Genomic DNA, 13,696 nt, shown 5'->3' on the forward strand with positions numbered 1-13,696 from the left:
CTCCGAATCGTGGGAGCCTTAAACGGCGCCCAGTCTTTGGCACTCTCGTGCCCGTGGAGGAGCCGTCCACAGCATCATAAGCGGTCGTGCGCAGCGTGACCCGGGCCAGTCAATCCTTGTCGCCCCAATCGCCGGCCGCTACGATGAGGCCGGCGATCGCGACCGCGTCGCCATCGCGGGTGCACGCAGGGATTTGTGGGGCCGAAGCAACATCATGACCAGAGGCGTGGCGGTTCTGGGGTCGGCGGTCTTTTTTCTGATTGCCCCCACGACGGTCGCCGGTGTCGTGCCGTGGTGGATTTCGCAATGGCGTCTGCAAGCGCCGTTCTTCGATCTCCAGCTTATCCGATGGTCCGGTGTGGTTCTGATCCTGCTTGGCATTCCGGTATTGGTCGAAACCTTCACACGATTTGCGCTGCAAGGCGGCGGCACGCCAGCGCCGGTCGCACCAACGCAACATTTGGTGATCACCGGCCCCAATCGTTATGTCCGCAATCCGATCTATCTTGCCCTGGTGGCGATTGTACTTGGCCAAGGACTGATCCTCGGAAACGCAGGGCTTCTGGTCTACGGCGCGCTACTGTGGATCGGCTTCCACATTTTCGTTCTGGCTTATGAGGAGCCGACGCTGCGTAGGACATTTGGAGCGGAGTACGACACCTATTGCGCCAACGTGTCGCGCTGGTTGCCACGCTTGCCCGGCTCTACGTCGGCGTCGTCCTGATCGATAGCGAGTGCGAGTGCCGCCGCCATGGTCGCCGGATCGTGGGCGTTGTGTACGATCACCTGTGCCAGCAGCAGTGTGACCAGCGCATCGGCTGCGCGGCGGGGTTACGACCGGGCAACATGTCCCAGATCGGGGCGCGTAGCGCCTATCTCGCATTGCGGGATTTCGATCCGGCTAATGTCTCTTGTGGGTCAACATGCGAAGAACTCAACGTGAGCACATCTCGTCTGCCATGCCTCACTGAGCGGACGTCAATCAAGCGGCTCGCTACTTCGCCTACGGGCCATATGCGGAACATGCGCTGCAGCACGGATGAAGCGCTATTCGATCACCTCGTCGGCGACAGCCAACAAACTCACCGGAAATTCCAGCCCAATCGATTTTGCGGTTGTACGGTTGAGCACCAGCTCGAATTTGGTTTGCTGATAAACCGGGATGTCGGCCGGTCTTGCGCCTTTCATTACTTGATCTGTCATATCGGCAAGACGACGCATGGCGTCCCCAAGGTCAGTGCCGTAACTCAGCAGACCGCCAACATCGACGAATTCGCGATGAGGATAGGCTGCAGGCAGACGGTGTTTGGCGGCGAGATCGGCGATTAGTTGCCGGTTCGTAAGGTGCTCGCCCTGATGCGCAACCATGAGACCGTCGACGCGGTCTGTTTCCATTTCATCGAACAGTCGCTCATACGCTGCTCGGTCGAGCTTCTCGCTGAGCAATGCAGCGGCAATCCGAATACCAACCCGACCTGCGGCTTCTCGGAGCGGTGCGAGACCCGTTTCCCAAAACATCATCGCAGATGACGGAATGAGCACCCGCACATTGCGGAGGTTTCGCACCGTCTCGCTAAGGAATTGCAGACGCTTGTCGTATACTCCCAGTCCCGCATCAACACTCACGCCCGTGATATTGCCATCCGGTCTGGCCAGATTCGTCACAAGTCCGCCTGTGACGGGATCACCGCTGCTAACTAATATTGGAATTGTGGTGGTGAGCGGCTTCAACTGGCGTGCAATCGGGCCGGAAAGCGAGATGATCAAATCAGGATGACTGGCAACGATTGTGCGAGCCAAGTCGCCGTAGTGATCGGACTGACCGAGCGCCGAATACCGGTCGACTAGAAGGTTTTGCCCCTCGACATATCCAAGCCTGCTCAACTCCCCAAAATAGGCTTTGAACGTCAGGCGACCGTTGATAGTCATACCCTCAGGCGTTTCGGCGGTATGGACAATGGCGATGCGCTTTATGCCCTGCGACCGAGCATCGGCCTGAGCGCAAACAGACCTTGCGAAGCTCAGGGCTGCGGTGATCGCCGTACCACCTATGAACTCCCGCCGTCGCATGTGGCCTCCAAAGGTCACGCCGGGCGCGAACAAGCTAGCACTCTGTCAACGCTGTGTAAGCGGCAAAGCTGCAACTGCGGAGGCGCGGCGAGCAAACTCTGCTTGGGGTCAATTTGCGCCGTAGAGGCTCCGGATGACCGCTTCCGGTATGCCCCACCGAGCCGACCAACGTTCAACCCAGCGACATGGCCGCGAAGGCCATTTTCGGACTCATGCAGTGCAGCACAATACCTTTACTTGATCATCTCATCGGCGGTCGCCCAACGTTCTCGTATCGTCAGTCACGCGGCTTAAGTCTCGCGGCTCCCAACGTCACTGAGGTACTTTTCATACTCTGCTCGCGAGAGCAGATTGCCTTCTCGCTCGACGCGAGCACGGTCCTTCGCGGGTAAAGAGCCCTGTATATCATCGACACGCTTCCAGGGGGCCAAAGGCGTTTCGCATGTCGAGCGAGGCACAAATTCCGACGGTTGTATCTTTTTGTATCGATGTACATAGCGTGGGCAGTTACGAAAAATTTCAGTCACACTCACCCGGACGACCAGTTGCGCCTCAGCGTACTCCGACAGCAGAGGATCGTTATCGTCAATACTGGCGATGCCTTGCATGCGCAGACGATGCGGCTTCTCAAAGTTGATAAAGAGCATGCCGACCTGCGGATTTCCAAGCAAATTACCCATAGAATAGAACATGCCGTTACCATCGTAACAAGGAAAGACGACGGTCTTACTATTGATAACACGAACAAACCCGGGATCGCCGCCCTTATAGGACACGGTTGGTCGGCCCTGATGATCGATGGTAGACAGGAAGAACATGTCGCGGCTTTCAATGAACGCCTTATGCTCGGGCGAGACTTCGGTGAGCACCACGCGCGCTTCGACATTGTCGGCAAGCCGCCGTGTATCGAAGCGGTCCTGCAATGAACGGTGGACAGGTCCATACAGTCGGCTCATCTGATATTTCTCCTCGCTACTGAGCGATGCCCTCGGGCTATTGACTACAACTTACCACACCTTCGAACCAAGATTGCGCCCCACAGCAAAAACTGACCATGGATGTCAGGTGCGGGTCAAAGCGCCAGTTTGAGCTTAACCGACGACTTCCGGTTTGGAACTTCGGAATTTCCTTGCGCACCGCAAACAAGGCGCAAATGGGTCAACAGCGCCGGCTTCAACAGTGGGCGGGCAGGTCCCGTCTACCCTCAAATTCGGAAATGGCGGGCCGACGCCCACAGGGTCGCGAAGGGCCACATTCGGACTTATGGGGCAGCTGCGAACAATTCCCAATGGCCGGGAATGCCTTTGAGATCGAACGCTCCGCGTTCCGTAAATTTGAGACCAGCACCGGCGACAAGATCGGTTACAACGCGCGACACAAGAACCTCGTTCGCGCCGCATTGCGCCATCACACGCGCGGCGGCGTGCACCGCGATCCCGCCGACATCCTGATCCCGCACCTCGATTTCGCCGGTGTGCAGGCCTGCGCGCACAGGGAGACCCATTTGCTGCGCGGCTGCGCCGAAGGCGAGCGCGCAACGCACCGCGCGCCCTGGTCCGTCGAAGGTTGCGAGAATGCCGTCGCCCGTGCTTTTCACGAAATTTCCGCGATGCTTCTCGACCGTCTGCTTCGCCAGACGATCGTGACGATCGAGCAATTCATGCCAGCGCTGATCTCCGACTTCCACCGCCATACGCGTGGAGCCGACGATGTCGGTGAAGAGAACGGTCGCTAGGACCCGATCCGTTTCCGAAACAGCGCCCTCGCGACGTCCGGTGACGAACTCCTCAATGTCGCCGATCAACCGTTCGCAAGGTCCAGCAAAGCACCCGTGGGGAAGATTGCCGTATTCGATGTATTTTGCGTCAGGGATAGCGGCGGCGATTTTTCGACCTTCAGCGACAGGAACGCGCGCGTCGGCGCGACTGTGTAGCACGAGGGCGGGAACCCGCACGCTGGGTAGGATCGACCTCACGTCGATCCGACGGTTCATTATGAGGAGCGTCTTGAAAGCGCCGGGACTGCACGACAGACGTTCGTACTTGCCCAACAAGGCAATTTCGCCCTCGTTTCCGTCGTGGGCCCCGATCACGCTCTTCATCATCTGGCCGGTGCCCCATGCTGCAATCGTAGCGGCGACGTAGGCTTCGAATGCCTCGTCGGATACGGAAAACCCCGCGCGGGCGAAACCGCCGAAAAGAATGAGATGCGATACGCGTTCGGGATAGGTCGCCGCGAACAATACGCTCATGGCACTGCCCTCGGAAAAGCCAAGCAGGATTGCCCGCGGCGAGCCGATCGCATCCATGACGGCGCGAACATCGTCCATTCGTTCTTCCAGCGACGGCACGCCGGACACGCGATCGGATAGGCCTTGCCCTCTTTTGTCGAAGGTCACAACGCGTGCGAACCCGCATAGACGGTGCAAGAACCCCGTAAATCCGGGCAGTTCATGGTTGGATTCGACATGGGAAATCGCGCCCGGCACAATGACGATGTCGAGCGGACCGTGCCCTATCGTCTGATAGGCGATATTGATGTCGCTGCTGTGTGCGTAGCGCGTCTCGGGCATACCCAAATCGGTCATGGGAGCACCCACAATCTGCGTGCCCATATTACCCGGACGACCGATCTGGAACAATCATGCAACCTAGCTTTGTCGATGCGACACAAGGTCCGTTTCGGGTCTTGGCTGTGTGAAAACGGCAGGACGCTTGGCGGCGACAGAACAAGTTATTCGCTCAAGACCGTCTTCGCGGTCAACTCGCAAGCGCATTGAACTTAGAGAGCGAATTGAAGAATGTAATTCTAGCTGAGTTTCGATCTTTCGCGTTTTCACACAGCCAGGGTCACAAGCCGCCGATCACACGCAAGGCGGGAGACTTCCGCTTTGGACTGGCAAGCCGGCGTTCATGGGTAGACGCCATAGCCGGCTGGCCGGGGCTGGCTCGCCTCATCGAGCCTGGGAAATCGTGCGTTTCCTGAGCCAGCCGATCAAAGCGGGCTGCGCACCAAATCCAATGATCACTAGGATTATCGCCCAGTTTCGCGGGAGCTAGCCTTCGAACACAAGTATTCGAGCCACGATAGCTGACACAAAAAGCCCGGCAGCAGTTGCAGTCCACTGCGCAGGTGTCAGATCGAGTCCTTTGTTGATCGGCAAGCTCACGGCTATTTCTACCTGCTCGGTCGTCAGTAGATCAGGGTGGAAGACAGCCACGCCGTAAGGCACGCGCAGAGAACAATCCCTAGATACGGCAATGCAACGCGCATCGAATATCCTCCGAGACGCTTCCAATGCCCTGATCATCGCAGATTCGCGAGTCCGCGCCTAGGCGCTCAGTTAAGACGCGCTTCTTGTTTCGGACAGGCCGCCCCTCGCCCGCTGGGCTTCGTCTCTCGTCAGAGCGGCAAGCCTGTCCAATTGATTAGCCAATCCGGCGAAGCTCCTTGCGATGTTCTTCAGCAAAATTGCTCGTTCCGCAGAATGATCGGACGATTGAGCAAGGTCCTTGTATGCAATCGCGAGTTCTTGACAACTGGCGGCGTCAAACATGCTTTTTCCGACGGATTAAATGAGAAGCAACATCTCGGCAGCTACAATCGTTGCATGGTAATGATCAGACTCCGCAATCGCAAACTGTATCCCGCCGATAGGTTAATCGTCGCATTCAATGCAGGCACATGCGGCGGATGGGTGCAGGACCGCTTTGGGTCCACAAGCGGTCATCGGGCGGATGGCACGGCAGGTCGGCTATGGGCCCACTAGAGGACTAGTGCGCCGGGACGACTAATACGTTTATTCAATCACCAGATCCGCGCGGGCGAGCAACGTTGGCGGTATCGCGATGTTCAAGGCAGTGGCCGTCTTGACATTAATCACCAACTCGAACTTTGCCGGCTGTTGAATAGGAAGCTCGGCAGGTTTGACACCTTTGATGATCTTGTCGACGTATGCTGCGCCTCTCCTGAAGAGATCGACGAGATCGGGGCCGTAGCTCATCAGTGCTCCCATTTCGGTGGCATCGCGATAACCGAAAATCGTCGCTAGTTGTGCTTCCCTCGCAGCATCAACGATATTACGCCGATACGTCCATAGAAGCCCCTCTGGAAAAACAATCAGCCCCTCGACGTTTCCGCGAAGTGAACGGAACACAGTGTCGATGTCCTCGACTCGGCGCACATCGTACGGGTTGAGAGTAAGCTTTTGCGATTGTGCCGCCTGCTTCACCGCATCGAGGTAGAAACGGCTGCCAGGATTCGCAGAATTCCAAAGTGCGCCAATTCGAGTGAGTCTAGGGGCTGCTTCGTGCAGAAGCTCGAGCATTTTGGCGTTTGTTTCCGGCGTGACCTCCAAAGAAAATCCAGTCAAGTTGCCACCGGGATGAGAGATGCTGGCAGCTAGTCCACCTCCTACGGGATTGACGACGGCAAGCGCGACGATTGGTATCCGTGGTGTAGCCTTCTTGATAGCAACAGCTGGCGGATGGCCAGCCGTTACAATCACGTCCGGCTCACTCTGGACCAACTCCCGCGCTACATCGTCATATTGGCTCTCATGACCAGCCATCCAACGATACTGGATCGAGATGTCGCGCCCCTCACTATAACCTAACTCCTTCAATCCTCACCTGAAGGAATCAGCAAGAGGGTTCGGCCCAGCCGCAACCGAAAAGAAAACCACTCGCGATACTTTTCCTGGTCTCTGCGCCTTAACCGATCGCGGCGCAAGCACAGTGATGATAATCCCGCTTGCAACGAAGCCTCGTCTATCGATCATGCGACGCTCCTCCTAAAGGTGCGTTACGCCTGTGCAACGGCACGATACACGCTTGTCCCCGCCAGTGAGCCGCAAAACAAGGTCGCAGCGAAAGAGGTGGTCAACCGTGAGGGCCACTTTCGCGGCGGTTTGGCCCGAACTTGGCGCGTTCCGGTCTACCCCGGTGAACGGCCGTTCTCAGAGTAGGCGCAGCATGTCTCAAACGGCCAGGAGCGGAAGCAATCGAAACTCATTCGATAACCTTGTCAGCCTGAAGGACGATCGCCTCTGGTATCGACAAGTTCAGCACATTTGCAGCCTTGAGGTTGAGTACCACTTCAAATTTAGTCGGTTGTTCGACCGGCATATCAGCGGGCGCCCCGCCCTTGAATATTCTATCGACATAGTGCGCTGAGCGCCTGAACATGACCGATAGGCTTGGGCCATAACTTGCTAGCGCGCCAGCCTCAACAAATTCGCTGATTTGATAGATTGCCGGAATTGGAACGGCGTTAGCCAGATCGACAATCTTCAGCCGAATTGGATCTGCTAGCACGAACACAGCGTCACAGCGTTCCCTTGCAATATCCTGAAACGCTCGCTCCAGGTCGGCGGGTGTCGGTGCAACGATGGGAACGGTTGATAACCCAACAGTGCGTGCGGCCGCGCGAGACACCTCATACAGTCCGGAGTGGGTGGGATTTGAGGACATCAAGACTGCGATTTTTCTGGCAGAAGGAAGAATGCCGCTGATCACGTCAAAAATCTTGGTAGTAGTGTCACCGTACATGTTGGCCAAGCCCGTTATATTGCCCCCGGGCCGAGCAAAGCTTTTCACAAAACCGGACCCGATGGGATCGGTCGCAGGTGTCATTACAATGGGAATGGTCGACGTCGCGCGCTGCGCGGCGGCTATGGCCGGCGTCGCAATGGTGACAAGCACATCAGGCCGAAGCGCGATGAGTTCGCTAACCAATCCGGGCAAGCGGTCGATTAGCCCCTCAGCCTGTCGCTTGTCGATAGTGAGGTTCTTACCTTCGACGTAGCCGAGAGTGCTCAACTCTTGTCTGAATACCTCAAACAGCTTGAGGTCGGGGCCAACTATGAAGCCGGGCATCAGATAGCCTATTCGCCAAGTATTCGCATGTTGTGGCCATCCTGCGACCGGCCAAGCAACGGCGGCACCTGCAAGGGCCGCAACGAAAACTCGTCGTCTCATCAGCATTGCCTCAGCCGATCACGTAAATACTCCAGGCCAGGCGATATCACCGGCATCGGTTTCGAACGTATGTAGCTGCTGGAGTTTTTTTGGCTCAGTTCGTCTTAGCGAACTTGTACGTTCCCTTCTTGTGGCCAATGACCTGACTGATGCCATCGAAGTTGCTCTTGAGCGGATCGATGGTGACGACGAGCGCGGCCTGGAGACCTTCAAATTTGCCCGTTCCACCAGTGATGTTGCAATTGTTGGGGGATCCAGGCATCCAGTCGCACTGCTCGAATACTTGATCGCCGTCCTTGTCGACGTAAGTACAGAACCCGTGAATCTCCGCGGTCTTTGCCGACGAATCCGTAAGGCGGCTCAGCTGACAGCGTCCACCCATGTTGTTGAGTACAGGGTTTCCAGCCTCGTTCGAGGCTGCCATGGCTTGGTTCATAAAAACAAACTCTCTGCCGCCACCGATCGACATTGGCTTGGGTGCTGGAATAGGCGTGGCGGTGAATATGACCGAGACCGAACCTTCCGGCGGCACGCTCTGAGCAACGGCGCTCGAACTGGTCAGAATGGCAACGACCGAAAGCAATGCGATGAGCACACGATTAATAGCCATCGTTCCCTCCTCTATGATGTCGCAGAGAACTAATGCGAGGGAGTAGGCTATGCCTCGAGGAATATTCCAGCAAGAGCTACGGATTCACCAAAGAGTAGCACGGTGTCGCAGGGGAGGCTCAGCAAGCGAAGGTGCGTCAGTAGAGCTGATCCACTTAAAATGTTTGGGCGGGTGCATCGCGCGAGTGAACATTTCCGCTTTGGGTCCACAAGCCGCCGATCACGCGCAAGGTGAGAGACCTCCACTTTGGATTGGTAAGCCGTCGTTTATGAGTACGCACCCTAGATGATGCCGCCCTGCCGAAGTGCCGCGATCGCAGCCGTGTCGTAGCCGAGCTCGGCGAGAACGAGATCGGTATGTTCACCCAGCGTCGGCGGGCGGCTCGCGATTTCACCCGGTGTTTCCGACAGCCTTACCGCGGCGCGGGCGACCGGGGCATGTCTCGGCAAGCCGGGATAGTCGACGTCCTGCATGAAGCCGGCGGCGCGAATGTGCGGATGATCCAGCGCCTGCTGCGGGCTCAGCACAGGCCCGGTCGGGATCATCGCACTTCCCAGGGTGTCGACGGCCTCCTGGGTGGTGCGCTGGGCGCACCACCGCGCCATCCGTTCGCTGATGACGGGACCGTTGTTGCCGCGGCTGATGTCGTCGGCAAAGCGCGGATCGTTCAACCACTGCTCCTCCTCGCCCATCAGCTTGGCCCAGCGCTTGAACAGGGGATGCCCCGTGACCTGGCACAGCACCCAGCCGTCCTTGGTGCGGTAGATGTCGGCAGGCGCTGCGGTCTGGCCGAGATTTCCTGATGGAACGCGGTTGACGTTGATGACGGCCTGCTCGATCAGCGTCGCATTGGTGAAGGACAAAGCGGTTGCAAGCAGCGCGCCCTCGACGATCTGCCCGCGCCCGGATTTGCCGCGCTCGATCAGCGCGGCAAGCGTGCCGAACGCGCAGTGCAGCGCGGTTCCGAAATCGACCCAGTTCACCGCGGCACGGTACGGCGGATCGCCGGCGCCGGTCATGTAGACCGAGCCCGACATGACCTGGCCGACACCATCGAAGCCGACGCGGTCGGACCAGGGCCCCGGCCCGCCGAACGCGGTTGCCGTCGTCAGGATGATGTCGGGCTTGATCGCCTTCAGCGATTCGTAATCGAGCTTCATCGCGTTCAGGGTCTGCGGCGGCAGATTGGCGACGACGACGTCGGCGGTCGCGATCAGGCGGCGCATCACCTCCTGGCCCTCCGGCTTCATCGGATCGAGCGTGATGCACTTCTTGTTGCGATTGACCTGGAGGAACAGCGCGCCCTCGCCGCCTTCGCCGACCGGCGCCACGAAGCGGTCCTCGCTGCCGTCGCGCTTTTCCACACGGATGACCTCGGCGCCGAATTCGGCCAGCAAGGTCGCGCAATAGGGCCCTGCGATATAGCGCCCGAAATCGAGGACGCGCACGCCTTGCAGAACTCCCCCCATCGGTCTCTTTCCTTATTTTCTTGTCTTATGTTCTTGCCAGATTACAGGGACCGGCTGCAACGGCAAGGCGGCAGCGAATATCCTGCCCTGAAGATGTGATCGGCAAGCAGTTTCGGCCGGCGGAAATTCTGCTCTCGCATGAGCCGTCCGTCCCCCAGCGGGAAGCGCGGCCAGAGATGCGCGCCGCTTGTTGCGTCCACGGTCGCACTGCAATGCGCACGGGAAGATTTGACGACGCGGCGACGGCATGCGGCCTCAAACTTATTGCCACAAATTCCCGGAACGACTGCGCGCACCGGCGGTTACCTGCAAGCCGTTCGATTGCTGCCCAGGAGGGGAAGTCGGCGCTTGCTTGATCTTTGGTACAAGAACGCCGTGATCTACAGCCTCAACGTAGCCACCTACAAGGACGGCAACGGGGACGGGATCGGCGATTTCAAGGGCCTGACCGAGCAGCTCGATCATATCGCTCAACTCGGCGTAAATTGTCTGTGGTTGCTGCCGTTTTATCCCAGTCCTGGACTGGACCACGGCTACGATGTCACGGATTATTACAACATCGCACCGGCACTCGGCACGTTGGGCGATTTCGTCGAATTCAGTCATCAGGCCCGACTGCGCGGATTGCGGCTGATCGTCGACCTTCCCATCAATCACACGTCGGACAGGCACCCGTGGTTTCAGCAGGCTCGCGCCGACCCCTCGTCGCCGTTTCGGGAATACTACGTCTGGTCAAGCAGCGAACCCGAAAATAGCACAGAAGGCGTTGTATTTCCCGGCTTTCAACTCAGCGTGTGGACTTACGACCTCTGTGCGCAGTCGTGGTACTATCATCGATTTTACCAACATCAACCCGACCTCAACATAGCGTGCGCTGCCGTCCGCGAAGAAATCTTCAGAATCTTTGGCTTCTGGCTTGAGCTCGGCGTATCGGGATTCCGAATAGACGCTGCGCCATTCGTCGTGGAGGAAATCCGTCCAGACCGTCCGGCGAAGCGACGGTATGAGTTCTTCGCCGAGCTCCGCAATTTCCTGTCCTGGCGCAAAGGTGACGCGGTCTTGCTGGCGGAAGCAAATGTAGCTCCCGCGGAGCTTCAGCATTATTTCGGCGATGGATCGCGGATCCACATGCTATTTGCGTTCCTGCTGAACCAGCATTTGTTTCTTGCACTTGCACGCGAAAGTGCCGAACCGCTGCGGCGCTGCACGACCCAGCTGCCCCGATTGCCGCAATTCGCGCATTGGGCCCAATTTCTGCGCAATCATGATGAACTGGATCTCGGCCGCTTAACTTCCGAAGAGCGCGACGAAGTTTATGCTGCATTCGCTCCAACCCGCAAAATGCAACTTTACGGACGGGGAATTCGGCGGCGGCTCGCCTGCATGTTCGGAAACGACCGCCGCCGCATCGAGCTTGCATTCAGCCTGCTGTTCAGTCTTTCTGGCACACCGGTCATCTACTACGGCGACGAACTGGGAATGGGCGACGATCTGTCGCTTCCGGAGCGATGGCCTGTACGTACGTGCATGCAATGGACGGACGACGAAAACGGCGGATTTTCCACGCGGCCGGGGCATCGTTTGCTTCATCATGTGATACGTGACGGTCAATACGCACCAGCCAAGGTGAATGCGATTGCTCAGCAGCGCGACCCGGACTCGCTGTTCAATTGGCTGCGGCGTCTGGTTGAAATGCGCCAGTCCTGTCCCGAAATCGGTTGGGGTGAATGCACCGTTCCCGAAAGCAACTGTCCCGCTGTCTTGATTCAGCGTTTCGCTTGGGAGGGCAAATCGGTGCTCGTTCTGCACAATCTGTCGCAAACCAACTGCAACACCGAGATCAGGGACGTTCCGAAGGGACGGAAGCTGACCGATCTATTCGGTAATCGAATTTATGATTCGAAGCCCAGTGCCGACGGCACCGTTATCGAGCTCGATGCCTATGGCTATCGCTGGTTTCGCCTCGACTGAGCCGGTCAGCGGCATTCTGAACGGTCACGCCCGTCGGCCGATACTGCAGCTGGCGTTCTTTCGCGGCAACCCGCCGTCGATGAACACAGGAAACGGCCTGAACTTCCCTGGATGATCTCGGCGCCGTCCGCGGGCTGCATCGCCGCAAGGCCTGCTTGGCGCTGGCCCGGGCGCGTTCCTAGCCGCAACGCACTGCGTCCCTTTATGGAGGTGCTTCGCCGCAAGCCAGGCCAGCTGGTGACCACACCTTGCGACAAAAAGAAACCAGTCGGCAGATCTGATCCAACAGTATCAAATGAGGGCCAGCCGATCAGTTCAGCTGGCACTCACGATTGAAATCGCTGATCCCTGGGCGTTATAGGCCACTCCGCCCTTCCCAGTAAGTGGCCGCCCCATAATACCGATGGGTTCGTGTTTCCCAGTCTCGATCTTGCCAGGAGTCATCGCTGAACTCAGGCGCGTCCCTCAGCTGTTGCTCGGTGATATTGGTTCGGAAGCCTTCAAGCGACGTATCATACGTCAGAGCGCTCCAGGGAATGGGGTAGTGGCTGTGACCCAAGCCAACAAATCCGCCGAAGCTCATGACGGCATAAGCCACGCGGCCTGACACCTTGTCGATGATGAGGTGATCAATCTCGCCGATATTCTTTCCATCTGCTCCATAGACCTCCGTTCCCTGAATGTCTTCGCTCGAGATGCAGTGACGATCCGGGTGGGCTGTTGCGCGGGCCATGACTTTGTCCTCCTTCACGGGTGATTTGTCGGCTTAACTCGGCGACTACAAGGGCGTTCCTGTCTTAAGCGTACCTGTCGCCGCGATCGCTACCCAGCATCTCTGACAGCCACTGTAACAGCCCAGCCCGATGCCAGACGAAGAAGCGCACGTCTGGAGACAAGAGCCGGGTCACTGAGCCGGGACGGGTCGACAAAAACGGAATCCCAACAACCGCAACTGCGCGGCCGGGCATGATCAGGCGCTGTGGGCAATGGGACCGGATCAGTACGAGGGATAGCATCCGGCGCTGGCTGGGGCGGGAGGGATCGAACCTCCGAATGGCGGAATCAAAATCCGCTGATTTCCCCTTATTCTTCAAGACCGCGCCCGAACTTTCCCCCTCCGTTCACCTGTTGATGTTACTCTTGAAATCCGCCCATTCGGAATTGGAGCCGAGTGTTGATCCGGGCGGTCCTTGGCATCAAGGCGTATGCGGTGCGCTGCTTGGTGCCGATCGGCCATACGATCAACGCGCGCGCCACATGACATGCCCGTGCCCCGTAAGGCGAAGCCGCAGTTGATCCCGCTAGCTTGGCCCCCACGGCACAAATGCAACTGGCACTTGCATTGGAAAAGAGGATCAGCCATTGATGCACAAGTTGTGGGCTGGGCTGAGGACGGAGATGGCTAAGGCAATAAAGGTTAGGAAAGCCAAAAAGGCCGCCAAGAAGGCCGCCAAGAAGACACATGGCTATCCGCGATCGACGGATTGGATGCGGCCACCGCCTCCGCGGAAGGCAAGGAAGGCGAGGAAAGTATCATGAGCCAAGAAAAGCCTAGTCGCCCTCAGCCGCAGAATATCCCGCAAGAGCGGCCGCGACCC

The 13,696-nt window shown here is 58.1% G+C and carries 12 protein-coding genes; 2 read left to right on the plus strand and 10 right to left on the minus strand.

What is annotated here, in order from left to right; translation table 11 throughout:
- The first annotated feature begins 214 nt into the window (after nt 1-214).
- Nucleotides 215-724: an isoprenylcysteine carboxylmethyltransferase family protein gene (locus QSV46_RS14445; protein WP_314952032.1), complete on the plus strand. Its 510-nt coding sequence runs from the start codon at nt 215-217 to the stop codon at nt 722-724.
- A gap of 323 nt (nt 725-1,047) precedes the next feature.
- On the opposite strand, the gene QSV46_RS14450 is transcribed toward QSV46_RS14445, so the two are convergent.
- From QSV46_RS14450 to QSV46_RS14490, 9 genes are all read right to left on the minus strand, one after another.
- Nucleotides 1,048-2,070, minus strand: a complete 1,023-nt coding sequence (locus QSV46_RS14450; RefSeq protein WP_314952034.1) for an ABC transporter substrate-binding protein — start codon at nt 2,068-2,070, stop codon at nt 1,048-1,050.
- A 290-nt stretch (nt 2,071-2,360) separates the two neighbouring features.
- Nucleotides 2,361-3,026 carry a pyridoxamine 5'-phosphate oxidase family protein gene (locus QSV46_RS14455; protein ID WP_314952037.1) on the minus strand — a complete coding sequence of 222 codons (666 nt, stop codon included), beginning with the start codon at nt 3,024-3,026 and terminating at the stop codon, nt 2,361-2,363.
- A gap of 305 nt (nt 3,027-3,331) precedes the next feature.
- The gene (locus QSV46_RS14460; protein WP_314952040.1) at nt 3,332-4,711 is read right to left on the minus strand and encodes an adenylate/guanylate cyclase domain-containing protein; all 1,380 of its coding nucleotides are present in this window, start codon (nt 4,709-4,711) and stop codon (nt 3,332-3,334) included.
- 414 nt (nt 4,712-5,125) lie between these two features.
- A complete protein-coding gene (locus QSV46_RS14465) occupies nt 5,126-5,380 on the minus strand; it encodes a hypothetical protein (protein ID WP_314952042.1) in 255 nt (84 codons plus the stop codon).
- Between the two features lie 33 nt (nt 5,381-5,413).
- Nucleotides 5,414-5,626 (minus strand): hypothetical protein, encoded by a 213-nt coding sequence (locus tag QSV46_RS14470; protein ID WP_314952045.1) that lies wholly within the window; start codon nt 5,624-5,626, stop codon nt 5,414-5,416.
- A 243-nt stretch (nt 5,627-5,869) separates the two neighbouring features.
- On the minus strand, nt 5,870-6,694 hold the full coding sequence (locus QSV46_RS14475; protein WP_314952048.1) for an ABC transporter substrate-binding protein: 825 nt from the start codon (nt 6,692-6,694) through the stop codon (nt 5,870-5,872).
- A gap of 385 nt (nt 6,695-7,079) precedes the next feature.
- Nucleotides 7,080-8,048 (minus strand): ABC transporter substrate-binding protein, encoded by a 969-nt coding sequence (locus QSV46_RS14480; protein ID WP_314952051.1) that lies wholly within the window; start codon nt 8,046-8,048, stop codon nt 7,080-7,082.
- 94 nt (nt 8,049-8,142) lie between these two features.
- Complete coding sequence (locus QSV46_RS14485) at nt 8,143-8,658, minus strand: hypothetical protein (protein ID WP_314952054.1); 516 nt, start codon at nt 8,656-8,658, stop codon at nt 8,143-8,145.
- Nucleotides 8,659-8,939: 281 nt separating this feature from the next.
- On the minus strand, nt 8,940-10,127 hold the full coding sequence (locus QSV46_RS14490; RefSeq protein WP_314952057.1) for a CoA transferase: 1,188 nt from the start codon (nt 10,125-10,127) through the stop codon (nt 8,940-8,942).
- A 138-nt stretch (nt 10,128-10,265) separates the two neighbouring features.
- Here QSV46_RS14490 and QSV46_RS14495 point away from each other — a divergent pair, with 138 nt between their 5' ends.
- On the plus strand, nt 10,266-12,098 hold the full coding sequence (locus QSV46_RS14495; RefSeq protein ID WP_314952060.1) for an alpha-amylase family protein: 1,833 nt from the start codon (nt 10,266-10,268) through the stop codon (nt 12,096-12,098).
- A gap of 355 nt (nt 12,099-12,453) precedes the next feature.
- Here the strand turns inward: QSV46_RS14495 and QSV46_RS14500 are convergent, their stop codons facing one another.
- Complete coding sequence (locus QSV46_RS14500; RefSeq protein ID WP_314952063.1) at nt 12,454-12,831, minus strand: PRC-barrel domain-containing protein; 378 nt, start codon at nt 12,829-12,831, stop codon at nt 12,454-12,456.
- Between the last annotated feature and the right edge of the window lie 865 nt (nt 12,832-13,696).

The organism is Bradyrhizobium cosmicum (genome assembly GCF_032290525.1).
GTDB classification, from domain to species: Bacteria; Pseudomonadota; Alphaproteobacteria; order Rhizobiales; family Xanthobacteraceae; genus Bradyrhizobium; species Bradyrhizobium cosmicum_A.